This window comes from Glutamicibacter sp. ZJUTW (assembly GCF_008370855.1).
GTDB classification, from domain to species: domain Bacteria; phylum Actinomycetota; class Actinomycetes; order Actinomycetales; family Micrococcaceae; genus Glutamicibacter; species Glutamicibacter nicotianae.
In genome coordinates this window covers 3,251,216-3,273,690 of the sequence record NZ_CP043624.1, presented here as the reverse complement: position 1 = coordinate 3,273,690, position 22,475 = coordinate 3,251,216, and the positions used below count along the sequence as shown (strand labels likewise).

The window sequence follows — 22,475 nt, the reverse complement described above, 5'->3', positions numbered from 1 at the left end:
GTCAGCTCCAGCGGTACCGGTGCTGACTCCAATCTAGCCGCCCGAGGCGGGTTGCGCGGTGTTCTCTTTGCTGAACCGGGAATCGGATGCGCCGCAATCTTGTGAAATTGCTATGCGGAGGCCGGGATCTGGCAAACAAATGGAACTTTCAAGCAAAATGGGCAGCAGCATGCTGGACAATTATTGGAACACAGCAGATCGGAGGAAGATACTCCGATCGGAAGGGAATGATGGACGCTTCAGGCGACAGTAGATCTCATAGTTCCAGCCCTCTGCCCGGCAGGATTGCCGGCCAGGCTTCGAAGGACAGGGGGTGCAGATAATGGAATGGATTTCTCTGGCTTTGGCCGTGCTCCTCATTCTCGGATGCGGGCTCTTCGTAGCCGCGGAATTCGCGTTGATCACGGTTAACCGAAATCAAGTCAAGCAGGCCGCCGCCGATGGCGACCGCCGCGCCCAAGGCGTGCTCAAGGGCATGAGCACCCTGTCCACCCAGCTTTCAGGTGCCCAGCTGGGCATCACCCTGACCAACCTCGGCATCGGCTTCCTGGCCGAGCCCGCCATCGCCGCCCTCGTGGTGGGCCCGCTGCAGGATGCAGGCCTCGACGCGGCCCTGGCCCGCACGGTCTCCGTTGCCATCGCGCTGGTGCTGGCCACGATCCTGACCATGGTCTTCGGCGAGCTGGTCCCCAAGAACCTGGCCATTGCCAAGCCCTTTGCCACCGCCAAGGCGGTGGTGGGCTTCCAGCGCGGCTTCAGCACCGTCACCAAGCCTTTCCTCTCATTCTTCAACGGCAACGCCAACTGGATTGTCCGCCGATTCGGCATCGAGCCCCAGGAAGAACTGGCCTCCACCCGCTCCGCCGAGGAACTCGTCGCGCTGGTGGGGCACTCCGCCCGCGAAGGCGTGCTGCCCTCGGAAACCGCGGAGATGCTGCGCCGCACCGTGGCCTTCGGCAACCGCCGTGGCCACGACGTGATGACCGCCCGTTCGCGGATGGCCACCGTGACCGCGCAGCAGAGCGTGGAAGACGTGCTGCAGCTGGCCGCGCAAACCGGCCATTCGCGCTTCCCGCTGGTGGCCGAGGACGGCCACCGGGTGCTGGGACTGGTGCATATCCGCGCCTTGCTCGCCGTGCCTTTCGAGCAGCGCGCGCACACCGCGGTGGGGGACTACGCCCAGGATGCACTGCTGGTCCCGGACACCATCGAGCTCGACGAGCTGATGGACCAGCTGCGCAGCGGCGGCATGCAACTGGCGGTGCTGATCGACGAGACCGGCGACGTCGCCGGCATGCTGACCCTCGAAGACCTCGTGGAAGAGATTGTCGGCGAAGTGCGCGATGAGCATGACCCGCAGGACTCCAGCGTCCAGGTTCTCTCGGAGAATGCCTGGCGGCTGGATGCGGCGCTGCGACCGGATGAAGCCAGCGAGCTGCTGGGCTGCCAGATCCCCGAGGACTCGGACTACGAGACCTTGGCCGGGTTGCTGACCGTGCAGCTGGGACGCTTCGGCCAGGTCGGCGACGTGGTCACCCTCGTGGTGCCCGGCGTTCCCGGCGGGCCGGACAAGCAGCTGGTATTCACCATCCACGCCACCGATGAGCAGCGGATCGCGATCGTTGACGTGGAAGTGTCCGAACTTGATGAGGAAGAGGCCGGGCGATGAGCGATCTTATCGGAATTCTTGTGACGGTCCTGCTGCTTGCGGCGAACTTCTACTTTGTCGGCGCCGAGTTCGCGCTGATCTCTGCGCGCCGAAGCATCATCGAGCCCAAGGCGCTGGCCGGCAGCCGCAGCGCCAAGCTGACCCTGTGGGCCATCGAGAACGTCTCGCTGGTGATGGCCGGCGCCCAGCTGGGCATCACCGTGTGCTCGCTGGCACTGGGCTACGTCACCAAGCCGCTGGTGAAGTACGCGGTAGCAGGTCCCTTCGAGGCCATCGGGATTCCGGAGGGCATGATCGATGCGCTGTCCTACGCGATTGCGCTGATCGTGGTGACCTACCTGCACGTGGTGCTCGCCGAGATGGTGCCGAAGAACATGGCCCTGGCCGGTCCGGAACGCATGGCGCTGATCCTGGGCCCGAGCATGGTGGTGCTGGTGAAGATCCTGCGCCCGGTGCTGTGGCTGATGAACGCCATGGGCAACCTGGTCCTGCGGATCTTCGGGGTGGCCCCGAAGAACGAGGTGGCCAGCACGTTCACCCGCGACGAGGTTTCCTCCATGGTGGCCGAATCCCGCGAGGGCGGTGTCCTGGATGAGCAGGACGAGCAGCTGCTGATGGGCGCCCTGCACTTCGATGCGCGCAGCATCGAGTCGGTGGCGATCAGCTTCGATGAGGTGCAGACCCTGCCGGTGGATTGCACGGTGGCCGGCATCGAGGCGGCGGCCGCGCATGGCTTCTCCCGCTTCCCGCTGGTGCAGGCCGATGGCACTCCAGTGGGCTATGTGCACGTGAAGGACGTGCTGGGTGCCGATGCGCAAACCCGCGAGCGCCCGCTGCAGCCCAGCGGCATCCGCGAGCTGCCGTCCTTCGCCCCGCAGCAAAGCGTGCGCACCGCACTGCAGGAAATGCAGCTCTCCGGTGCCCACTTGGCGCTGGTGCGCGAGGGCGGAACCGGAAAGGTCACCGGCATGGTGACCTTGGAGGACATGCTTGCCGAGCTGGTCGGCCAGATCAGGGACGAGCACCGCAGCGCGCACTAGCGGCGCAACGCAGAAAGAATGCAGGGAAATGGGGCTGGAGGCAGGACGGGAAACCGTTCAGCCTCCAGCCCCTTGCTGGTAGAGGGCGTCAGCGCGTTGTGGCGAACGGCGAATTCCGGCGCGAAAGCACCAGCGTCAGCGCCGCTCCGAGCAGTGCGAAGAACGTGGTCAGCCACCAGGTGGCATTCCAGCCTCCGGTCAGTGTCGCCGTGGCGGCCAGCAGCATCGGGCCGGTGAAATTGCCGATATTGAAGATCTGCTGGGTCAACCCCATCGACGCCGGCGCCGAGCCGCCGGGCGGTGCCAGGTCGACCACCACGCGGGTCATGGTGGTCGGGATGGTGGCCCCGGCCAGCGAGAAGAAGCCGACGCAGACCATCTGGATCAGCAGCAGCTCCGTAGGGTAGTCGATGGCGAAGGTCAGGATGGAGGTCAGCGACATCAGGGCGAAGCCGGTAAGCAGCAGGGTGCGCCCGTTGACCCCGCGCTGGAGCAGCCCGCCGCAGATGATCGCGCCCACCGCATTCAGCCCGCCGATCACGGCTGAGGCCAATCCACCGGCCACCGGATCCAGGCCGAATTCCTCGTAGATCGTGGGCAGGAACCCCACTACTGCCATCCATTGCACCGTATAGCAGCCGAAAATCAGCCCGCTGATCCACACGCGCGGTGCCCGGGCGGTGATGGCAATGCGCCGGGCAGCTTCGCGCAGGGCCGCTGAACCCGAGGGCCTGTCCGCTGCCACGAACTTCAGTATCAGCGGAATGGGCAGCAGGGTGATGAAGGCGAGCAGGCCCCACCACAGGTGCCAAGACAGGTGCTGGAGCACCAGTGCGGTGGAGAAGACGCCGATGAAGGTGGCCATGCCCATGTAGGCGGCCCACCACCCCACGGCCATGTTCAGGTTCCTGATCGGGGCATGCAGGCGCACGAGTCCGGGCCCCATGACGGTGGCCATGATGACACCCGCGCCTTCCAGGATGCGGGTGGCCAGCAGCAGCGGCGCGCTGGGGGATAAGGCGCCCAGCGTGCTGCCCAGCACCAGCAGCAGCAAGCCGAGGATCAACGTGCGGCGCTGGGAGATGACTTCCGAAAGCAGGGAAACGGCCAGGCCGCCGGCCATGCCGGCCACCTGGACCACGCCCAGCAGGACGCCGGAGAAGATCAGCGAGAACCCCAGTTCGTCCTGGATCACGGTCAGCGCCGGGGCGAGCTTCCAGATGTGCAGGCCTGCCACGACCCCGGAGGCCACGATGATGATCCAGGCCGCGTTGGTCCGCTGCTGGACCTGCTCCATGTTGGCTTGCACTGCTGCCGATGCCTCCTTGCCTCGGGCGCGCCGGCTGGTTCCGGGCGTAACTCTCCACTTCGGATTGTGGCACGGGCAGGGCAGCGAACGGGCATTCGTGTCATTGAACGGGAATGACCGTGCAGGGCGTTCCGGCCTGGACCCGGTAGCCCGGGGCGGAATCAGCAATCAGGCTGGCGCGTGGCGGGAGGGGAGTGCTCCGATGGCGGTCCGGGCTGGCCCGCCGAGCTAGCCGATGTCAGTCGTCGACCGGGTTGCCTGGACAGGCCTGTCGTTGCGGACAAAGCAGGGAATTTCGTGGAGTGCCGCGCTATGGGACCAAAAAGCTACGCGAAACGGCATCAATTTCTCCGTGCGGTGCATGTTGCACAGTTCGCTGATTGTGGTTCCTGCTGGCAGTGGCGGAACTTTCGGAAAAAGCGGGCTGGGCACCGTGATGTGCCATAGCTGCAGCTCATCGGTTTGGCCGTCATCGACAACCATGAGCACTGCCCGTCCATGGACCGATACGAAGCCCATGACTTCATCTACTGGATCGGCGTATTGGGCGAATACCACCGGCGTCCCCTCGAACCAGCCGTACGAGGTGAGAAGGGTTCTTGCCTCAGGGCAATGCAAAAGTTCTTCGACGCGTTGCATGGCGCGAATACGGCGTTCGGGCATGTTCATATAATCCTCCGCTGATGGCAGCTCTCCGAAAGGGGACCGCCCACGAAACCCTGTGGCGCGAAGCCGAGGGATCCCCGGGTTTCGCCATTGGCGCTCGGTGATCATCGTGGAGTGTTCTTCTGAGAATACCTCATGACAAGCAGGTAGACACGAATTCCGCGGAGCGCAGCCGCACCCGACTAGGTCGCAGAGTCCAATTGATTGCCTGCCTTGGCGGCTTACCTTGGCCTTTCCTCCTAATGGTGGTGATATCCGGGGGATGCTGGCACGATCATCCTCAAGCCGCTATTGCCGGCTATGCAACCAGCGACACCGAAGGAGCGTCATGCATTTGCCCGTACCCCGCGGAGACCTGTCCCGAGAGCTGGCCAACGCGTTGCTGTGCAATCCCTCGGGAGAACACGCAGCCTACCTGGCAACGGTCGCGACGGGACGGTTGGCTTCGGCTTCGGATGTGCTTGACGACGGGGACCTGCAATTGAGCCTTTTCATGCTCTATGAGCTGCACTATCGGGGATTCGCAGGCGTCGATGATCGCTGGGAATGGAACCCTGGGCTGATTTCGCTTCGGGCCCAGATCGAGGAGGCTTTCGAGCAAGCACTTCGCGAGGCTGCAGGCCCGGTTCCAAGCGTGGAACCCAGCTCCTCCGAGGTGGCCCAAGCCCTGTTCGCGCTCGCTGCGAGTGAAGCGGGGCCGTCAGTATCGAAATTCATCCAGCGCAAGGCCAATGCCGCCCAGGCCCGCGAATTCTTGATTCTGAAGTCGATCTACCAGCTGAAGGAAGCTGACCCGCACACCTGGGCGATCCCGAAACTCCAGGGACGTGCAAAAGCTGCAATGGTGGAGATCCAGGCCGATGAATACGGAAATGGGCATCTGCCTCGAATGCATAGCGAGCTGTTCAGGCAGACGATGAGGGGGATGGGCCTGCGTGATGACTTCGGCGCCTACATCGACCGCATTCCGGCGGTGACGCTGGCGGCGGTCAACATGATTTCGTTCTTCGGCATGCACCGGCGCCATCGGGGAGCCATCACTGGGCACTTGGCGCTGTACGAGATGACTTCCTCGATACCCCAGGCGGCTTATGCCCGCGGCTTCCGGCGCCTGGGCTATGGATCCGCGGTCACCGATTACTTCGATGAGCATGTGGAAGCTGATGCGGTCCATGAGCAGATCGCTGGCCGCGACCTGGCCGGGGGACTGGCCGAAGACGAACCGGAGCTGGTCCCCGGCATACTGTTCGGAGCCCAAGCCGCGGCGGCCGTTGACGCGTTGGCCGGCGCACAGTATCTGGACGCGTGGGAAGCTGGCAGCTCGGCGTTGCTTGCCGGGGCCGGGGCCGGAGCTGGGGCAGTCGCATGAGCGGCGGGGACTGCGCCTCGGAAGCGGCCACCATTACAGTGTGCCCGCAGGGACCATTGCTGCTCAGGGGAGATTTTGAAATCGTTGATGCCGAAGGGCAATCCATCGAAGCCCGGCAAGGGCCCGTAGCGCTATGCCGCTGCGGGGGCTCCGCCATCAAGCCCTTTTGCGATGGCACGCACAAGCTCATGAAGTTCGAGCGCCCGAAATAGGGCACTCGCCCGTGCCTGCAAGCAAGGGCCGCGTGGCAAACCCGCCTAGGGCTTAGGCGCCAAGCTGGCGCCCAGGGATTCCAAGGCGCCGGGGACCACGGAGAAGTAGGCCCAGACCCCGCGCTTCTCGCGGTGCAGGATCCCGGCATCCACCAGGATCTTCAAATGGTGCGAGACGGTGGGCTGCTTGAGGCCCAGCGGCTCGGGCAGGTCGCAGACGCAGGTTTCGGCAGACACGCTGCTGGAGACGATGGACAGGATGCGCAGGCGGTTGGGGTCGCTCAGCGCCTTGAATCGCAGTGCCAGCAGTTCGGCTTCCTCGGCGCTCAGGATTGCCTCCCCGGGGGATGGCACGCAGCAGGCATCGGCAGCCGGCGCGGTGCAGGTGCCGTCGGCAGGATTCGCGGTGGCTGTGCTCATGGACCTCGGCTCTTTTCTTGTCTTGGCGTCTTGGCCGGCGCCAGAGATTGACAAACGTCGATATGTTTCATCATACTCAAAACATCGATAATCGTCGATGTCAATTCTTGGAGTGATGATTCAGTGGCACCTGCCCCTGCGCTAGACACGGCCCCCGTGGCGGCCAAACTTTCCTTCCTGGACCGCTACCTGGCCTTGTGGATCCTGCTCGCCATGGCCGTCGGCCTGGGCCTGGGCCGTATCTTCCCGCAGCTCGGCGCCTTGCTGGACCGCTTCACCGTGGCCGGGGTGTCGGTGCCCATCGCCATCGGCCTGCTGGTCATGATGTACCCGGTGCTGGCCAAGGTGCGCTACAACGAAACCGGCCGCGTGCTGGCCGACAAGAAACTGATGGTCACCTCGCTGGTGATCAACTGGATCCTCGCCCCGGCATTCATGTTCGTGCTGGCCTGGATCTTCCTGGCCGACCTGCCGGAATACCGCACCGGGCTGATCATCGTGGGGCTGGCCCGCTGCATCGCCATGGTGTTCATCTGGAATGACCTGGCCTGCGGGGACCGCGAAGCGGCCGCCGTGCTGGTGGCCATCAACTCGGTATTCCAGGTCATCGCCTTCGGTGCCCTGGGCTGGTTCTACCTGCAGGTGCTGCCTTCCTGGCTGGGACTGGAAACCACCAGCGCGCAATTCTCCATTGCCGCGATCACCGCCTCGGTGCTGGTCTTCCTGGGCATCCCGCTGGTGGCCGGCTACCTGACCCGCACGCTGGGCGAAAAGGCCAAGGGCCGCGACTGGTACGAGGGCAAATTCCTGCCGAAGATCGGCCCGTGGGCGCTGTACGGATTGCTGTTCACCATTGTCCTGCTCTTCGCGCTGCAGGGGGACAAGATCATCTCCAAGCCGCTGGATGTGCTGCGCATGGCGATCCCGCTGCTGGTCTACTTCGTGGTGGTCTTCGGCGCCGGCATGCTCATTGGCCACTGGCTGAAGCTGGGGTACCCGCGCACCACCACCTTGGCCTTCACCGCGGCAGGGAACAACTTCGAGCTGGCCATTGCGGTGGCCATCGCCACCTTCGGCGCCAGCAGCGGACAGGCCCTGGCCGGGGTGGTCGGCCCGCTGATCGAGGTGCCGATCCTGGTCGCCTTGGTCTACGTGGCCCTGTGGGCCCGGAAATTCTTCCCCGCATCCAGCACCGTCACAACTTCTGCCTGAGGAAAATAACCATGACTGCAACCGAGAAGCCTTCAGTTCTCTTTGTCTGCGTGCACAACGCCGGACGCTCCCAGATGGCCGCTGCCTTCCTCTCCCACCTGTCCGAAGGGCGGATCGAGGTCCGCTCGGCCGGCTCGGCTCCCGCTGATTCGGTTAACCCGGCGGCGGTCGAGGCCATGAAGGAAGTCGGCATCGACATGTCGGCGGAAATTCCCAAGGTGCTGACCACTGAAGCGGTGCAGGACTCCGATGTGGTGATCACCATGGGCTGCGGGGACGCATGTCCATTCTTCCCGGGCAAGCGCTATGAGGACTGGAAGCTGGAGGACCCTGCAGGCCAGGGCATCGACGGTGTGCGCCCGATCCGCGATGAAATCCGCACCCGGATAGAGCAGCTCATCGCCGAATTGCTGCCAGCCAGCTAAGCGGCACCCGCCACCCGGATTCCAGCAGCAAAGGAGAAATCCATGAACCAGAACCTTCCAGTGATCGTCATCGGCGCCGGTCCCATCGGGCTGGCCACCGCAGCCAACCTGCGCGAGCGCGGGCAGGACGTGCTCGTCCTGGAAGCCGGGGACAGCGCCGGCGCCGCCATTGCCCAGTGGTCCCATATCAAGCTTTTCTCCCCATGGCGCTTCAATATCGATGCCGCGTCCCGACGGCTGCTGGAAACCCCCAGCGAAGGATATGCCGGGGATTGGGAAGCGCCGCGTATCACCAAGCTGCCCACCGGTGCGGAACTGGTCAGCGAGTACCTGCAGCCGCTGGCAGCCCACCCGGAACTGGCACCGCGCATCCGCTACGGCCACCGCGTGGTGAAGATCAGCCGCGTGCTGGCCGACGGCCGCGGCGCCGACAAGGCCCGCACCGCGAACCGCGACGACGCACCGTTTTTGGTGCGCACCGAAACCCCTGGCGGCCTGGTGGATCTGCTCGGCCGCGCCGTAGTTGACGCCAGCGGCACTTGGAACCAGCCAAGCCCGGTTGGCCGGGGCGGCATCGAGGCGATTGGCGAAGCCGAAGCGCGTGAGCAGGGTTTCATCACCGGCGGGCTTCCCGATCCACTGGGCGCTGATGAGCAACAGCTGGCAGGAAAGGACCTGCTGGTGCTCGGCGCCGGGCATTCGGCGGCGAACACCATCATTGCCCTGGGCCGGTTGCAGAAGCAGTACCCTGATACCCGCATCCGCTGGGGCCTGCGCGGGGACGCCAACCCGATCCGGATCTACGGCGGCGGAGCGGCCGACCAGCTTCCGGCCCGGGGCCAGCTGGGCACCTCGCTGCGCCGGCTGGTGGAAAACGGCCACGTGGAACTGCTGGAGAATGTCTCCGTCGCGTCGATGAACGCAGGGGAGCAGCTGGCAGTCGTGCTGGCTGATGGCCGCAAGCTGGCCGTTGACCGCATTATCGCCGCCACCGGTTTCCGCCCCGATCTGCAGATGCTTTCCGAACTGCGCCTGGAGCTGGACGAATGCGTCGAGGCCCCGCGCCAGCTCGGTCCCTTGATCGATCCGGAGTTCCACAGCTGCGGAACGGTCAGCGCGCACGGCGCCAAGGAACTGGCGCACCCGGAAAAGGACTTCTACATCGTTGGCATGAAGAGCTATGGGCGGGCCCCGACGTTCTTGATGGCTACCGGCTACGAGCAGGTGCGCTCCATTGCCGCCGCCCTCTCCGGTGATGCGGAGGCGGCCGGCCGGGTGGAGCTGGAGCTGCCGGAAACAGGTGTTTGCTCAACGGACCTGGGCGGCTCCTGCGACGCTCCGGCCAGCGAAAACTACTGCGGAACGGAACCGGCCGAGCCTGCCGAATCCAGCGGCTGCTGCAGTTCGCCGCAGCCGGTGAGCCTTGGGCTGTCCACCGGAACGCTGCACGGCAATAGCGAACTGGCGGCGGGACGGTAGTCCCGCCGTTCAGCTCACCGGCACCTGGGAGCTCCCGGACTGCGCCTCCAGCTTCTTCGAAGGGCCGCGGGAACCGGCACGCCGCGGCGCCGGAATCCCTGCCACTGCCACCGCGCACACGGAGGTCAGCACCAGTGCGGCAGCCGGGGCGATGGCTGTGAACGGAGCCCGCTCGACATAGCCGATGCCTTCGGCCAGCAGCAGACCCCACTCCGGGGTGGGCGGTTGCGCCCCGAGCCCGAGGAATCCCAGGGCAGCCAAGGCCAAAGCCACCCCGGGCAGCCGCAGCATCCCGTGCCGCAGCAATGCGGGAATCACCGCCGGCAGCAAATGCTGGATCCAGATCCTGCTCCGCGGCACCCGCGAGAGCGGAAGCCAGCGGATATGCGGCATGGCCCGCGCCTCATCAAGCAGCGAGGCCGCATGGGTGGCCAGCGGAGGCCAGCTCACCCAGAGCACGGCCAGCGCGGCACCGCCCACCGACGGGCCCATCAGGGCCGCGATAACCACCCCGGCAAGAATCGGCGGCGTCGCATTGGCAATCACCGCCGGCCCGCGCGAGATCTCGCCGGCCGCCGCCAGCAGCAGGCCGAGCAGGATCGCGCCGGCCACGATCAGCAGTGCCGGGCCCACCGTGCCCAGGGTTCCGTGGGCTACCCGTGCCAGCAGATCCCTTCCGCTGGCATCCGCGCCGAAAGGCAGGCCCGGTTCCGGGGCCTGCAGCCGCCCGAATGCAATGGCATAGGGATCGCGCGGCAACCCGGAAGCCAGGATGGCCAGCAGTGCGGCGCAGGTGATGCCCGCGGTCCAGCGCTGGATCCTGCCGGTGCCGCGGGCCTCGGGCGGGACCGGCAGCGACCCGGGCGGCAGGGCGCCTCCGCGCAATGCGCCCCGAGCCGCCGCGGTGAGCGCCCCGATCAGCACGGCCGAGACCGCCATCAGCAGCAGGCCTGCCTGCAGGGCGGGAATGTCCTGCGCATTGGCGGCCCCGAGCAGGTAGCGGCCGAGCCCGGGGATCGCGAAGACCTGCTCCACGGCCACCGCGCCGCCGAGCAATCCGATGAACGCCAGGCCAAGCTGGTCGATGATCGCGGCCGCGGCCCGGCGCAGCACCCCGGAAAGGATGGCCGGCGCCGGCGCCCCGGCAAGGTGCCAGATCCCGACCCAGCGTTCGCCGGCCACCGCGGCAATGGCATCTGCCAGCAGCCGGCCCAGCAACCCGCCGGCCGGGATGCCCAGCGCCAGCGCGGGCAGGATTGCGGTTTCCAGCCCGGTCCACCCATAGGGCGGCAGCCATTGCAGCTGCACCGCTACCAGCACCAGCAGCATGCTGGCCAGCAGGAATTCCGGCAACGAGGTCAGCGCCACGCCCAGCGGACCGGACCCGGTCTGCCGCTGGTTGCGCAGCACGCGCAACGCCGCCGGCAGCACCAGTAGCAAGGCCACGGCCAGTGCCACCAGGACGGCGAAGGCGGTGAGCGTGGCGGAGACCGACAGGGCCCGCCAGGCTCCGGGTGCGATCGGCGCCCCGCTGACCCAGGAGCTGCCCAGATCCCCGTGCAGCACCCCGGACCACCAGTGCCAGCTGGTGGCCAGCGGTCCGCGGTCAAGGGCCAGCTGCGCGCGCACGGCGGCCAGCGCCTGTGCGGTGGGTTCCAGTTCGGCATAGCGGGCACGGAGCACCGCCGCGGCCGGATCGGTGCGCGAAAGCCAGGGCAGGGCGCCAGCCACCAGCAGCAGCGCCAGCGCGCTGAGCAGGCAGGAGGCGAAGGACGCCCAGGCGCCGCGCCGCCAGTGGCGGGAGAACCAGTTCATCGGCAGCCCGGCCCCTACTCGGTGCCCAGGCGGGTCTGCGCGGTGACCAGCTCGCGTTCGCGCGGATCCTGCGCGGCGCCGTGCACGGCAGGGCTCTCGCCCTGGATCACCCGTTCGTGCAGCAGCGGGATGGCCGCGTCGGTGCCCAGGATGCGGGCCTCGGCGAGCATGATCTGCTGCTGGCGCTGCTCCCCGGCATCGGTTTGCGCGGCCCGGTCGATGGCCTGCTCCACGTCCTTGTCGCAGAGCTGGGCGATGGCGAAGCCGCCCTCGCAGGTGAAGTCCGAGGCGAAGTACGCCACCGGGTCCCCGGAATCGAGCACGGTGGCGCGGGAGAGGATGAAGGCATCGAAGGCCCCGTCCAGCGCATCGGCTTCGATGTACTGGTACTCGCGCACATCCTGCTTCACGATGAATCCGGCGGCTTCCAGCTGCTGCTGGAGGATCACCGCAACCTCTGGCAGTTCGGCGCGGTCGGTGAAGGTGCCCAGGGTGATTTCCACGTCCTGGACCTTCGCGGGTTCGGCGCGCTGGGCCAGCAGCTGCCGGTATTCTTCCGTTTCGCGCAGCCCGGCGGCGTAGGGCAGGGCCGGGCCGAGCAGGCCGTCGGCGCGGTCCGCCCGGTTCTCGTACACGGATTGGATGATGGCGGCCCGGTCAATGGCTTCGCGGGCCGCGGCGCGTACCGCCGGGTCGGCGAAGGGACCCTTGGCGGTGTTCAGGTACAGCGTATTGGTGCGCGGCATCGGCACTTCGGTGAGCAGCTCCTGGTCCACCGAGGCGGCCTGGCCGGCCGGGATGGCCTCGACGATATCCGCTTCCCCGGTGCGCAGCGCGGCGGTGCGCGCGGTGCCATCGGGCACGAACTTCACGTCGATGCCGGCAGCCGCGGCCTTGTCGCCCCAATAATCCTCGTAGCGATCCAGCGTGGCCCCGGACATCCCGTCTACCCCAGTGATCTGGAACGGGCCGGTGCCGTGGCCTGCCGGGTCAACCCCGCTGTCGGTGTAGGCCTCGGGCGCGAAGATGGCCAGCTGCGGGCTGGAGAGCCGCTGGGGCAGCAGCGGGTCGGGATTCGCGGTGGTGATCCGCAGCCCGTGCTCCCCGAGCACCTCGACGTCCAGCGCGGTGCCGTTCAGGATGCGCGGCACCGGGGTGGAATCGATGGCCCGCTGCAGGGAGTTCGCCACCGACGCAGCGCCCAGCGGCTGCCCGTTATGGAACGTGACGCCCTCCCGGATGGAGAATTCCCAAACCAGGTCATCGATGCGTTCCCAGCTGGTCGCCAAGGCCGGCTGGGCATCCCCGGACTCATTGAGGGTGACCAGGGTTTCGGCGGTGGACCAGCGCGAGAGCTTGAACGCGTCATCGCTCAGCGGGCTGAGCCCGGAGCGGGGAGGCTGCATGTGGGCCACGGAGATGCGGCCGGTGCTGCCGGCCTGCTCGGCCGCCGCGGAGAAGCAGCCGCTGAGGGCCAGCGTCCCGGCCAGCGGGATGGCGAGCAAGGCCAGTGTTTTCTTGCGGAGTCGATTCATGGGTGCGGTGTCCTTGGAAGATAAGGGGAGCGGTCAGGTGGCTTATTGGGCGGGCGGTTGGATGCTGATGGTGCGCGCGCAGCACGCCGCCAGCTGCGGGTCATGGGTGATCAGCAGCAGGGCAATGCCTGAAGCTGCGGCGGTGGAAAGCAGCTGGCCGGCAACGGCCTGGGCGGTGCCAGGATCCAGGGCGCTGGTCGGTTCATCAGCCACGAGCACGCACGGCTTCACCGCCACGGCGCGGGCCAGCGCGGCCCTCTGCAGCTGCCCGCCGGAGAGCTGATGCGGACGGCGGTCCAGCAGCCCGGGGTCGAACTGGGCCAGCTCGGCGGCCTCGGTAATGAGCGTTGCCGGGTGGGCGGAGGGGAGCAGCCGGGTGATGGCGTGCTGCAGCGAGGTGCGGATGCTCCAGCGCGGCACGAAGGCGGCGGCGGGATCCTGCGGCACGCCCTGGACCAGCCGGCGGCGTGCCGCCGCACGGCTGCGTTTCGGTGCGCTCCACGGCTCGCCCAGCACCCGGATTTCCCCGGAGTCCGGCAGCCCCAGGCCCAGCACGATGTCGGCCAGGGTGGATTTGCCGGCGCCGGAGGGCCCGGTGATGGCCACGGCTTCGCCGCGGGCCAGCGTGAATCCAATGGGATCCAGGACCAGGCGGCGGGCTTCGCCGTGCCCGCGCCGTGCGCTGAGGTTGGATGCTTCCAGTGCGGGGATGCTCAAGCTGGAACTCGTTCCCCGCGCGGTGCGCTCGCACTGGCACTGGCGATCTTTCCGGAGTCCAGAACGAGGTGCCGGGTGGCCAGTGCCCGGGCTGCGGCCGCGTCATGGGTGGACAGCACCAGAGCCTGCCGTTCATCCAGGACCGTACCCAGCAGGTCGAGGACCAGATCGCGGGAGCGGTCATCAAGTGCGCTGGTTGGTTCATCGGCAATGATCACCGGGGCCTCGCTGAGCACTGCCAGCGCTATGGCGGCGCGTTGCGCCTGCCCTCCGGATAATTCAGCGGGACGCCGTGCGAGCAATGACGGATCACCAAGTCCCACGGCGTCCAGCGTGCTGGCAACCTGCTGCGCGCTGGCGCCGGTGGCCTTGCGCAGCTGCCGTCCCAGCGGCAGCAGGGGGTGCAGGGCATCTTGGCCGCGTTGCGGTATGCAGCCAATGCGGGGCGAGCCGGCAATGCGGGTGCCGGAGAATTCCAATTCGGGTGCCCAGTGTCCGGTGATCATGGACAGCAGCAGCGACTTGCCAGCACCCGAGGGGCCGGTGATGACCACGCGCTCGCCGGGAAGAAGCGTGAACTCCTCGATTTCCAGCAGAGCGCGGTTCTCCGCGCGCAGTCCCAGGCGTGCGTTGCGCAGGCGGAACACCGGAGCAGGCGGCTGCTGGGCGCCAGGCTGGCCGGCCGATGGGGAATTCACATAAGTCATAATGAGAATCATTATCACTTAAGCTTTTGCGGCGAGGCAAATCACCCGAACCGGCGTAAGCGGCTGGGAATGCGGTGGGATAGGTGCCGACGGGTTTGAGAAGCGCAAAAATGTTGGGATGATGTTTGACTGGAGTTTACGAACTAGTTGAAATGCACCCCGATAACCCAGGAGCTGTTGTGCGCCCCACCCGCTTTGCCCCTCATTCACTTGCCCGCCGGGCAGGAGCAATCACCGCTTCCAGCCTTGGCCTGGCCTTGCTGCTCTCGGGCTGCGGTTCGGATTATCCGTTGGGGGAGGAGCAGCGCAAGGCCGCCGAAGCGAATACCTCCAACCTGGAAGGCACCCTGACCGGAGGCGGATCCACCGCGCAGAACTCGGCCATGAATGCCTGGAGCACCGAATTCTCCACCCTGCACCCCAAAGTGCAGGTGCAATACGCTTCGGTGGGATCCGGCGCCGGACGCGCAGGACTGCTGGCTGGCGGTACCGAGTTCGCCGGATCCGATGCGTATCTGAAGGACGAGGAAGTCCAGCGTTCCATCGAAACCTGCGGGCCGCAGGGCGCGATCAATATTCCGGCATATATTTCCCCGATCAGCATCGCCTTCAACCTGCCGGGCATCAAGGAATTGAATATGGATGCCGAAACGATCGCCCGGATCTTCTCCGGCGAGATCCGTTCCTGGCAGGACCCTGCCATCGCCAAGCTGAACCCCGAGGTTCAGCTGCCCGACATCCCGGTAACCGGGGTCGCCCGTGCCGATGACTCGGGCACCACGGAGAATTTCACCGAATACCTGCATAGCGTGGTTCCCGAGGTATGGACCCATGAGCCCGACGGCGGCTGGCCGGATGCCACTGGCCTGGAGCAAGCCCAGGGCAATGCCGGTGTGGTGACCACCGTGACCCGCGCTGTCGGAGCGGTCACCTACGCCGACGATTCGCTGGTGGATCAGTCGCTGGGCAAGGTGAAGCTGAAGGTCGGAGATGAATTCGTGGCCGTCAGCGGGGAAGCCGCGGCCAAGGCCGTGGCCGAATCCGAGCGTGTCGAAGGACGCGGGGAGCACGATATCGCCCTCGAACTTGACCGGAAGACCACCACTGAAGGCGCCTACCCGATGGTGCTGGTCTCCTACCTGCTGTTCTGCAGCGGCTACGAGGATCCGCAGACGGTGGAACTGGTCAAGACCTTCGGGCAGTACGTAGTCAGCGATCAGGGGCAGAAGACCGCAGCCGACTCGGCCAAGAGCGCGCCCATGCCGCAGCAGCTGGCGCAGGATGCCCGCGCAGCCATCGAATCGATCACTGCGCGCTCATAATTACGGCAAGCAGTCCTGCTGCATCCGCCCGGCGGGCGGTGCAGCAGGAACTGCTACGCGGAGGACTTGGCCGCCGCGCGGTACACGCGATTACGCGCCCCGAGGAGTATCGCGCCAATGAACGCGGCCAGCACAGAACCGCACAGCACCCCGACCTTCACGTACTGCGCTTCATCCCCGCCTTGGCCGAAGGCCAGCTCGCCGACCAGCAGGGAGACGGTGAAGCCGATGCCGGCTACGAAGGACAGGCCCAGCACGTCCGGCCACTTGATGCTGCCATCCAGACTGATTCCGGGAATCCTGGTGACCAGGAAGGTGGCGCTGGTGATGCCAATCGACTTGCCCAGGACCAGCCCGGCGATGATGCCCAGCGCAACCGGGCTCAGCAGCGATTCTCCCAAGCCGGCCAGGCCCCCGACGGGAACTCCGGCAGCGAAGAAGGCGAACACCGGAATTGCGAGAATCGATGAGGGAATGGACCAGCGGTCCGCGAAATGAGCGGCCAGGCCCTCATGGATGGCTTCGCCCCGCTCGGTGGTCCCGACACGTACATGGGCCCGCCCGGTAGCTATTACCGGAACCATGAAGCCCAGCAGCACGCCGGCCACCGTGGCATGGATTCCCGAGGCATGCACCAATGCCCAGACCGCGACCCCGAGCGGGATGAGGATCCACCAGGCGCGGACCCCGCGTTGCACGGCAATGGCAAACGCGGCCAGCGGCAGCAGCGCGAGGAGCAAAGGCAGCCAGGATAGATCCTCGGTGTAGAAAATGGCGATGATGGAAATGGCCAGCAGGTCATCGACCACCGCCAGCGTGAGCAGGAACGTGCGCAGGGCCGGGGGCAGGAACTTGCCCACCACGGCGATAACGGCAATGGCGAAGGCGATATCGGTGGCCGCGGGAATCGCCCAGCCATTGATTGCGGAGCTGCCTGAAGCGGAGACGACAAGGACGTAGAACAGTGCAGGCAATGCCACGCCGCCGATCGCGGCGGCGACCGGAACTATCGCGGTGCGCGGATTGCGCAATTTGCCGACAACGAATTCTTCCTTGAGCTCCAGGCCGACGACAAAGAAGAAAATGGCGAGCAAGCCATCTGCGGCCCAGGCACCGACCGAGAGATCCAGGTGCAAGAACTCGGGGCCGAAGCGGAAATCGCGTAGCCCCTCGTACCAGGGAGCTGCGGGGGAATTGGCCAGGACCAGGGCGGCGATGGTCGCGCAGAGCAGCAGCAGTCCGCCCATCGAATCCTGCTTGAGGGTTTGGTGGATTCCGCGCCAGATGGCGTGGGGTGCTTGGCGGGATACGCCAGGTGAAGGATATGGCAAAGTAACGGGTCTTTCTGGGATCCGGGAAAAGGGCACGAGGGCGCGCGGAATCCACTGGAGAAAGATCAGGAGGTGGGCCGCGCAACTAGTGGCGCGGTGGCGGGCAACCGGCGATCTCGCCGTGGGCGTTGGTTCCCCAGGAACTCAGCCACCCGTTGGTGCCGCTGGCTCGTTTGGTCAGCAGTTTCCCCTTCGGGAAAACGGCAGCGAGAAGCCGCTGCGCATGCGTTGAAACGACCAGATCCATGCCTCCAGTCTACCGTTTGGGGGTTCCCGGGTCTAACGCGGATTGCAGGCACCGGCAATAAAGCGGTGCGTAACCGTGCCGGTCCAAAAAAGCACTGGAACTAAGTCGTCTTGCCGGCCATGCCGTCAGTGGTTTTCCGCGCTGGTATCCGATGCTTGTCGAGTTGGATGGTCCCGGAGGGGCAAAGGTACTCGGCCTCCTGGACAGCCTGCAGGTCTGCTTGATCCGGATGAGCTTGCAGCAACTCGACGAATCCGCCATTCTCCTCGCGATTGCGGAAAACGCGGGGAGCAACCAGTCCGCAATTCCCGGAGGCGACGCACATGGCCTGGTGCACGGTGACTTTCATTGCTCCTCCTTGATTCCATCCTCATATTCTGCAGCGTTCCGGCGGTTCAACCTCGGTACCTGCGCACCAGCGGGCATGCATAGGGATCCGTGTATTTCGAGCCCACCTGGTTGAGGTAGGACACCACGTGGATGAATGCCTGGGCCAGGGTCCTTTCGGTGTATTCGATGCCCAGTTCGGCGCAGCGCCGGCGGACAATTTCCTGCACCTCGGGCAAGTTCGGCCGCGGAACCACAGGGAACAGGTGGTGCTCGATCTGGTACTGCAGGCCGCCCATCAGGAACCGCACCAGCGGACCGTCGGTGATATTGCGGGACATGACCACTTGCCGGCGCAGGAAATCCAGATGCACGTCCGTCGGCACAGTAGGCCGGCCGATATGGTTCAGCGCGAAGGCCCCGCCGAGCATGATCCCGAACACCCCGATCTGCACTCCGAGGAACGCCACGGCTTTTCCCGGAGTCATCACGGTCCACAACAACACCGCATAGGCGCTGTGCCGCACGGCGATCATCAGCAGCTCGATGAACCGGTGCTTCAATCTGGGCGTGGAAAGAAGCATCCGCACGGACGCAACATGCAAATTCAGGCCTTCAAGGCTCAGCAACGGTATGAAGAACCAGCCTTGGAGCCGGGAAATCCAGGCCGCCAATCCCTTGCGCCTGGCGTTGGCATCAGGGGTGAGCACCAGCACGGTGGACTCCACGTCCGGGTCCACGCCTTCCTTGTTCGGGTTGGCGTGGTGGGAGTTGTGCTTGGCCATCCACCAGTTGTAGCTCAGGCCCATCAAGAGTCCGGAGATGCACCGGGACACCCATTCATTCCAGGTCCTCGAGGCGAAGATCGTGCGGTGGGCTGCATCGTGGGACAAGAATCCCAGCTGGGCCATCACCAGGCCAATCAAGCCTGCGGGAATCAGCTGCAGCCACGAGTTGCCAAGCGCCCCGACGGCCACCAGCAAGGCCGCCAGCGCCAGGATCCATCCGATGATCCGAGTCGCAAAATACAGGTATCGTCGGCGAGCCAGCCCAGCATCATGGATCTCTGCGCTGAGCCGGCGATAGGCTTCGGCAAATTGCTGGGATTTCATCATGAGCCTCGATACGCAATGAAACTGCCATCCTGTTTCCGGGGCAGGCCCGGGGTCCATAAGGCCAGCATAGATGAGCAAGGTGCCAAGGCAACAGGTCTTTCTGGCGGCATCCCGGAGGACCCAACCAAGACGAAGAGGGGCACGCGCCGCGCACAGGGCTTTGGAAAGCCAACTGGAATACCGGATGCATGGAATCCAAAGCAGCCACGGAGCGTTCCGGGCAAAGCTGATGCACTACGTTTCTGGATCGGCGCGGAGGAAGGGGCTGGAACTGCGCGCTGGCAAATCAATATGCTTGATTCCTGGGGCCATCCACTGAGGACAGTACTTGGCTAATGCGTCAGGTTGGCGAACATCTTCAATCGCAGTGCCTTGGCGGTAGCCATATGGGCCTGGATGAGTCCGCTGGCCTTCGCGCTGTCGCGCTCGCGGACGTTGTCCACAATGCACTGGTGCTCGTCCAGGGAATCGGCCCAACGCGAGCCGATGGACAGCGTGGATGATGGGGCATGGATCTGGTGGGTGGCCAGGCGCTCGAGCAGATCTTCGAGTACCGGATTATGCGCAGCGCGCCAGAGCGCGCGGTGGAATTCGATGTTGGTGGCCAAACGGGTGGCATCATCCGGCTCGGCAAGTGAGCGGTCCCGGTCAACCAACGCCTGCAGGCGCATCAGGTCCACTTCGGTGCGCACCGAGGCGGCTTCCTGCGCGGCCTGGCCTTCCAGCAGAATGCGCAGGTCGTAGACCTGCATGATCTGCTCGGGGTCAATTTCCTTGACGAAAAGTCCACGGGCACGGCGCTCCAGCAACCCTTCATGCAGCAGTCGGGTCAAGGCTTCGCGCACCGGGGTGCGGGAAACTCCAAAGCGTTCGGCCAAGGCAACTTCGCGCAGGGCGTCTCCGGGCTGGAATGCGCCTTGCAGCAAGTCGTCCTTGAGCTGGGCATGAACTGCGCCGTGCACTGACCGTATCGGAAGGCGATATTGGAATCCTGGTGGACAGCTCCATCACGGTCATCCTCTACACCATCCTCGTGCTGGCCCTGGCATTCACCGGCATCAAGCACATTTGCGAGAAGAAGGAGGCCAAAGCCCTGGCCGAGGAGCAGGGCCAGCCGGCCAACGCCTGAGCATCCTATGCCCTGCGCAGCAGGCCTTGCACCAGGCAACCTTCCCCATTCGCAGCCGGCAGCTGGATGCTTCCTGAGCGCGGCTTGCCTTCGTTGGTTGCGCAAAGCACAGTGGGCAGTGGTCGATGAAAGGAGCATGAATATGCCAGATCTAGCAGGCAAGAAAGTCCTTGCGGCAGTTTCCAACCGCGGAGTCGAGCAGGATGAGCTGAAGAAGCCAGTGGAGCACTTGCGCCAAGCCGGTGCTGAGGTGGTGATCGCGGCCCCAGAGGCCGGCCAGGTCAAGTCGCTGGTTGGCGATTGGGATCTGGGGGAGGTCTTCGAAGCCAGCGAAGCATTGGGGGCAGTGGACGAGCAGGATTTCGACCTGCTGCTGATCCCCGGCGGAACGCTGAATGCCGACAACCTCCGCTTGGACGCCGACGCCCAGCGCATTGCCAAGTCCTTTGCCGGTTCAGGCCGGCCGATCGCTTCCATCTGCCATGGGCCATGGCTGCTGGTGGAAACCGGATTGGCCAAGGACAAGACCTTGACCTCGTACACCTCGATCAAGACCGATGTGGTCAATGCCGGCGGCATCTGGAAGGACGAACAGGTTTTCCGCTGCCCGGCGAACGGCTACGTGCTCATTACCTCGCGTAATCCGGACGACCTCGACGCGTTCAGCAGTGCCATCGCCGAGGAGCTCAGCTCCTAGCAATTGGCGGCCAGCCGGTCCAGCCGCCGTCCGAGCCAGCTTTCCGGACGGCGGCTTGGCTGTGCTGGGACCAGGGCCCGGCATCCAAGTTTTTGGTGATCCAAGGGCACGGAACCGCCGTCGAGGAAGATCTGAGTATTGAAATCCTCCCGCAAACAGCAGGTGAGTTCCGCTGCGCCTGCTGGAAATCCGGCGACAGCGAACTCGCTTGGATTCCTGGGATTTCCGGTGTCTGGCGGTCTCGGCTTTTCGAACCGTTGCGTGTAGCGAAGGCGCTGAGGGCTTTGCCATGAACTGCATTGACGAAGCGGGCACCCCGCATGCCGGGGTGCCCGCTTCGGCAATTCATCGTCTGGTCATGCCGCGTACGGGTCCCGAGGCTGTCCGGCCGCCTTGCGGGAGAGGAACAATCCCAAGGCAATCATGAGCGCACCGAGCCCGAGATGCAGCCAGTTATCTGCATCATTCAGGGGAATGAAGTTGGCGGCACTGTCGAAATCAATGACCAGCCCGTAGACCCACAAGACCAGGTAGATGATTCCGCCGCCGACGAGGTAGCTGCGGGCAGCAGGCACGGTCCGAGCCATCAGGTAGCCGGCGACACCGAAGAGCAGATGCACGGCATTGTGCAGGTACGAGACCTGGAAGATTCCCAGCAGCTTGGCGTCGGAGTGGTGGCCGGCACCTGAGAGCGATGCGTAGTTGGTGGTGATTCCCGGAATGAATCCGAGGACGCCGACCAGGAAGAACACGATGCCGACCGCTAATGCGGCCTTTTGCACCAGCGGACGTGTTGCTATGACAGGATCTTTTGGATGTTCCATGATCTTGCTCCTTCATTCTGGCTGTTGCGATCGGAAGGAAACGTTGGCCAGGCATGCTGGCCGCCGTCATGCAAGCCACGCTAGGGGATTGCCGACTGGATGGCACGCGAATCTTCCAGTACCTAGGGAACGTCCAGAATCGGTGGTGCGCAGATCACTGGTGCCGCGGTGCGTGATCCTCGCTCTTCGCTTCGTCTTGCGTCTGGAGGAAGAACGCGCCGAGTGAACCTGCCAAGGTAGCGAACACCACCACGGAGTAGCTCGCCAAGATCAGCTGCAGGGCTTTGGAGAACGTATCCGTGCTGGTGATCCCGGAGCCGGTAATCGTTGCCATGGCGGTCTCGTACAGTGCCGAAGAATAGTCGCTGGTCGATTCCATCGCGTAGAGCAGTTGGCTGGAGGCAAGGATGACCACGGCGGTCACCGCAGCCAGCCAGCCGATGCGGCCGCTGAGCAACCTGCCTGCGGAGCGCGAACCGCGGACCCCTGCCGAGAGGATGCCGCTCACCCGGGCGGCACGGCCCACCCGCAGCAGGCGGGAGGCCTGGAAAGCGCGCAGAAAACGTAAGAAAGGGAACAGAAGGAACAGCACCTGCCACCAGTTGCGGCGCCAGAAATCAGCTTGGGACCTGGCGATGATCGCCCGCAAGGCGAATTCAGCAGCGAAGATTGCCCAGAAAATCCATCCTGCGATGGCCAGCGTCCGGGTCCAGAACGGGTCGGTCACCAGCAACTGCCCGAGAACCACAAAGACGAAGATCACGCCGAGCATCCCCATGGGACGGTCCAGGCGCGTGGCAAGCAGCTCGGCCTGTTCCCACCGGTAGATCCGGTGTCCTTTTTGCTTCGCCATGGTGCTTGCCTCCTTGGATCCCGAATCTAATCGGGTGCGGCAATGGATTCGAGGG

The 22,475-nt window shown here is 65.2% G+C and carries 24 protein-coding genes; 10 read left to right on the top strand and 14 right to left on the bottom strand.

Translation table 11 applies throughout. The features are described 5' to 3' along the window. Positions 1-322 precede the first annotated feature (322 nt). Positions 323-1,669 carry a hemolysin family protein gene (locus F0M17_RS15375; RefSeq protein ID WP_128469491.1) on the top strand — a complete coding sequence of 449 codons (1,347 nt, stop codon included), beginning with the start codon at positions 323-325 and terminating at the stop codon, positions 1,667-1,669. Next, positions 1,666-2,709: a hemolysin family protein gene (locus F0M17_RS15370; RefSeq protein WP_073707019.1), complete on the top strand. Its 1,044-nt coding sequence runs from the start codon at positions 1,666-1,668 to the stop codon at positions 2,707-2,709. Before F0M17_RS15375 ends, F0M17_RS15370 begins: the two co-directional genes overlap by 4 nt. 88 nt (positions 2,710-2,797) lie before the next feature. Here the strand turns inward: F0M17_RS15370 and F0M17_RS15365 are convergent, their stop codons facing one another. Further along, entirely contained in the window at positions 2,798-4,018 is a 1,221-nt protein-coding gene (locus F0M17_RS15365) for a CynX/NimT family MFS transporter (protein ID WP_246857080.1), read from the bottom strand. 228 nt (positions 4,019-4,246) lie between these two features. Further along, positions 4,247-4,681, bottom strand: a complete 435-nt coding sequence (locus F0M17_RS15360) for a hypothetical protein (protein WP_073707246.1) — start codon at positions 4,679-4,681, stop codon at positions 4,247-4,249. A gap of 331 nt (positions 4,682-5,012) precedes the next feature. Here F0M17_RS15360 and F0M17_RS15355 point away from each other — a divergent pair, with 331 nt between their 5' ends. Next, positions 5,013-6,053: an iron-containing redox enzyme family protein gene (locus tag F0M17_RS15355; protein WP_168202038.1), complete on the top strand. Its 1,041-nt coding sequence runs from the start codon at positions 5,013-5,015 to the stop codon at positions 6,051-6,053. Then, positions 6,050-6,265 carry a CDGSH iron-sulfur domain-containing protein gene (locus F0M17_RS15350; RefSeq protein WP_038992980.1) on the top strand — a complete coding sequence of 72 codons (216 nt, stop codon included), beginning with the start codon at positions 6,050-6,052 and terminating at the stop codon, positions 6,263-6,265. Before F0M17_RS15355 ends, F0M17_RS15350 begins: the two co-directional genes overlap by 4 nt. A gap of 45 nt (positions 6,266-6,310) precedes the next feature. On the opposite strand, the gene F0M17_RS15345 is transcribed toward F0M17_RS15350, so the two are convergent. Then, positions 6,311-6,685: a metalloregulator ArsR/SmtB family transcription factor gene (locus tag F0M17_RS15345; RefSeq protein ID WP_128469487.1), complete on the bottom strand. Its 375-nt coding sequence runs from the start codon at positions 6,683-6,685 to the stop codon at positions 6,311-6,313. Positions 6,686-6,841: 156 nt separating this feature from the next. On the opposite strand from F0M17_RS15345, the gene arsB reads away from it, so the two are divergent. From arsB to F0M17_RS15330, 3 genes are read left to right on the top strand one after another with little or no spacing between them, the layout of a single operon-like run. Continuing rightward, entirely contained in the window at positions 6,842-7,897 is a 1,056-nt protein-coding gene (arsB, locus tag F0M17_RS15340) for an ACR3 family arsenite efflux transporter (RefSeq protein ID WP_256370182.1), read from the top strand. Positions 7,898-7,908: 11 nt separating this feature from the next. Further along, a complete protein-coding gene (locus F0M17_RS15335) occupies positions 7,909-8,322 on the top strand; it encodes an arsenate reductase ArsC (RefSeq protein WP_066142401.1) in 414 nt (137 codons plus the stop codon). Between the two features lie 42 nt (positions 8,323-8,364). Then, on the top strand, positions 8,365-9,801 hold the full coding sequence (locus F0M17_RS15330) for an FAD-dependent oxidoreductase (protein ID WP_149597467.1): 1,437 nt from the start codon (positions 8,365-8,367) through the stop codon (positions 9,799-9,801). 9 nt (positions 9,802-9,810) lie between these two features. Here the strand turns inward: F0M17_RS15330 and F0M17_RS15325 are convergent, their stop codons facing one another. The 4 genes from F0M17_RS15325 to F0M17_RS15310 are packed head-to-tail and all read right to left on the bottom strand — an operon-like array spanning position 9,811 to position 14,575. Continuing rightward, a complete protein-coding gene (locus tag F0M17_RS15325; protein WP_149597466.1) occupies positions 9,811-11,616 on the bottom strand; it encodes an ABC transporter permease subunit in 1,806 nt (601 codons plus the stop codon). Positions 11,617-11,630: 14 nt separating this feature from the next. Then, positions 11,631-13,151, bottom strand: a complete 1,521-nt coding sequence (locus F0M17_RS15320; RefSeq protein ID WP_149597465.1) for an ABC transporter substrate-binding protein — start codon at positions 13,149-13,151, stop codon at positions 11,631-11,633. Between the two features lie 42 nt (positions 13,152-13,193). After that, positions 13,194-13,868 carry an ATP-binding cassette domain-containing protein gene (locus F0M17_RS15315; RefSeq protein WP_149597464.1) on the bottom strand — a complete coding sequence of 225 codons (675 nt, stop codon included), beginning with the start codon at positions 13,866-13,868 and terminating at the stop codon, positions 13,194-13,196. Continuing rightward, positions 13,865-14,575: an ATP-binding cassette domain-containing protein gene (locus F0M17_RS15310; protein ID WP_149597463.1), complete on the bottom strand. Its 711-nt coding sequence runs from the start codon at positions 14,573-14,575 to the stop codon at positions 13,865-13,867. The genes F0M17_RS15315 and F0M17_RS15310 overlap by 4 nt, the downstream gene beginning before the upstream one ends. A gap of 179 nt (positions 14,576-14,754) precedes the next feature. Here F0M17_RS15310 and pstS point away from each other — a divergent pair, with 179 nt between their 5' ends. Continuing rightward, on the top strand, positions 14,755-15,897 hold the full coding sequence (pstS, locus tag F0M17_RS15305) for a phosphate ABC transporter substrate-binding protein PstS (RefSeq protein ID WP_246857079.1): 1,143 nt from the start codon (positions 14,755-14,757) through the stop codon (positions 15,895-15,897). Positions 15,898-15,950: 53 nt separating this feature from the next. Here pstS and nhaA read toward each other — a convergent pair whose 3' ends face one another. The 5 genes from nhaA to F0M17_RS15285 all read right to left on the bottom strand — a co-directional run bounded on the left by nhaA (position 15,951) and on the right by F0M17_RS15285 (position 19,879). Further along, entirely contained in the window at positions 15,951-17,228 is a 1,278-nt protein-coding gene (gene nhaA / locus F0M17_RS15300; RefSeq protein ID WP_149597462.1) for a Na+/H+ antiporter NhaA, read from the bottom strand. 85 nt (positions 17,229-17,313) lie between these two features. Continuing rightward, on the bottom strand, positions 17,314-17,475 hold the full coding sequence (locus F0M17_RS17505) for a hypothetical protein (RefSeq protein ID WP_168201907.1): 162 nt from the start codon (positions 17,473-17,475) through the stop codon (positions 17,314-17,316). A 100-nt stretch (positions 17,476-17,575) separates the two neighbouring features. After that, entirely contained in the window at positions 17,576-17,824 is a 249-nt protein-coding gene (locus F0M17_RS15295) for a ferredoxin (RefSeq protein WP_149597461.1), read from the bottom strand. Positions 17,825-17,870: 46 nt separating this feature from the next. Further along, positions 17,871-18,917, bottom strand: a complete 1,047-nt coding sequence (locus tag F0M17_RS15290; RefSeq protein WP_210416661.1) for an acyl-CoA desaturase — start codon at positions 18,915-18,917, stop codon at positions 17,871-17,873. Positions 18,918-19,249: 332 nt separating this feature from the next. Beyond that, complete coding sequence (locus tag F0M17_RS15285; protein ID WP_246857077.1) at positions 19,250-19,879, bottom strand: GntR family transcriptional regulator; 630 nt, start codon at positions 19,877-19,879, stop codon at positions 19,250-19,252. Between the two features lie 32 nt (positions 19,880-19,911). On the opposite strand from F0M17_RS15285, the gene F0M17_RS17765 reads away from it, so the two are divergent. Together F0M17_RS17765 and F0M17_RS15280 are read left to right on the top strand one after the other, a co-directional pair. Further along, positions 19,912-20,046 carry a hypothetical protein gene (locus tag F0M17_RS17765; RefSeq protein WP_256370181.1) on the top strand — a complete coding sequence of 45 codons (135 nt, stop codon included), beginning with the start codon at positions 19,912-19,914 and terminating at the stop codon, positions 20,044-20,046. A 142-nt stretch (positions 20,047-20,188) separates the two neighbouring features. Further along, the gene (locus F0M17_RS15280; protein ID WP_149597458.1) at positions 20,189-20,743 is read left to right on the top strand and encodes a type 1 glutamine amidotransferase domain-containing protein; all 555 of its coding nucleotides are present in this window, start codon (positions 20,189-20,191) and stop codon (positions 20,741-20,743) included. A gap of 356 nt (positions 20,744-21,099) precedes the next feature. On the opposite strand, the gene F0M17_RS15275 is transcribed toward F0M17_RS15280, so the two are convergent. Both F0M17_RS15275 and F0M17_RS15270 read right to left on the bottom strand, forming a co-directional pair. Continuing rightward, positions 21,100-21,567, bottom strand: a complete 468-nt coding sequence (locus F0M17_RS15275) for a DUF4383 domain-containing protein (protein ID WP_149597457.1) — start codon at positions 21,565-21,567, stop codon at positions 21,100-21,102. Between the two features lie 154 nt (positions 21,568-21,721). Beyond that, on the bottom strand, positions 21,722-22,420 hold the full coding sequence (locus F0M17_RS15270; RefSeq protein ID WP_073707005.1) for a hypothetical protein: 699 nt from the start codon (positions 22,418-22,420) through the stop codon (positions 21,722-21,724). Between the last annotated feature and the right edge of the window lie 55 nt (positions 22,421-22,475).

Excerpts from the sequence above, each read along its gene's own strand:
- F0M17_RS15325 (WP_149597466.1), bottom strand. The coding sequence starts at position 11,616 with ATGAACTGGTTCTCCCGCCACTGGCGGCGCGGCGCCTGGGCGTCCTTC.
- F0M17_RS15270 (WP_073707005.1), bottom strand. The coding sequence starts at position 22,420 with ATGGCGAAGCAAAAAGGACACCGGATCTACCGGTGGGAACAGGCCGAG.
- F0M17_RS15350 (WP_038992980.1), top strand. The coding sequence starts at position 6,050 with ATGAGCGGCGGGGACTGCGCCTCGGAAGCGGCCACCATTACAGTGTGC.
- F0M17_RS15290 (WP_210416661.1), bottom strand. The coding sequence starts at position 18,917 with ATGATGAAATCCCAGCAATTTGCCGAAGCCTATCGCCGGCTCAGCGCA.
- F0M17_RS15280 (WP_149597458.1), top strand. The coding sequence starts at position 20,189 with ATGCCAGATCTAGCAGGCAAGAAAGTCCTTGCGGCAGTTTCCAACCGC.
- F0M17_RS15310 (WP_149597463.1), bottom strand. The coding sequence starts at position 14,575 with ATGACTTATGTGAATTCCCCATCGGCCGGCCAGCCTGGCGCCCAGCAG.
- F0M17_RS15370 (WP_073707019.1), top strand. The coding sequence starts at position 1,666 with ATGAGCGATCTTATCGGAATTCTTGTGACGGTCCTGCTGCTTGCGGCG.
- F0M17_RS15295 (WP_149597461.1), bottom strand. The coding sequence starts at position 17,824 with ATGAAAGTCACCGTGCACCAGGCCATGTGCGTCGCCTCCGGGAATTGC.
- F0M17_RS15375 (WP_128469491.1), top strand. The coding sequence starts at position 323 with ATGGAATGGATTTCTCTGGCTTTGGCCGTGCTCCTCATTCTCGGATGC.
- F0M17_RS15355 (WP_168202038.1), top strand. The coding sequence starts at position 5,013 with ATGCATTTGCCCGTACCCCGCGGAGACCTGTCCCGAGAGCTGGCCAAC.
- F0M17_RS17505 (WP_168201907.1), bottom strand. The coding sequence starts at position 17,475 with ATGGATCTGGTCGTTTCAACGCATGCGCAGCGGCTTCTCGCTGCCGTT.
- F0M17_RS15360 (WP_073707246.1), bottom strand. The coding sequence starts at position 4,681 with ATGCCCGAACGCCGTATTCGCGCCATGCAACGCGTCGAAGAACTTTTG.
- F0M17_RS15345 (WP_128469487.1), bottom strand. The coding sequence starts at position 6,685 with ATGAGCACAGCCACCGCGAATCCTGCCGACGGCACCTGCACCGCGCCG.
- F0M17_RS15335 (WP_066142401.1), top strand. The coding sequence starts at position 7,909 with ATGACTGCAACCGAGAAGCCTTCAGTTCTCTTTGTCTGCGTGCACAAC.
- F0M17_RS15320 (WP_149597465.1), bottom strand. The coding sequence starts at position 13,151 with ATGAATCGACTCCGCAAGAAAACACTGGCCTTGCTCGCCATCCCGCTG.
- F0M17_RS15330 (WP_149597467.1), top strand. The coding sequence starts at position 8,365 with ATGAACCAGAACCTTCCAGTGATCGTCATCGGCGCCGGTCCCATCGGG.
- F0M17_RS15275 (WP_149597457.1), bottom strand. The coding sequence starts at position 21,567 with ATGGAACATCCAAAAGATCCTGTCATAGCAACACGTCCGCTGGTGCAA.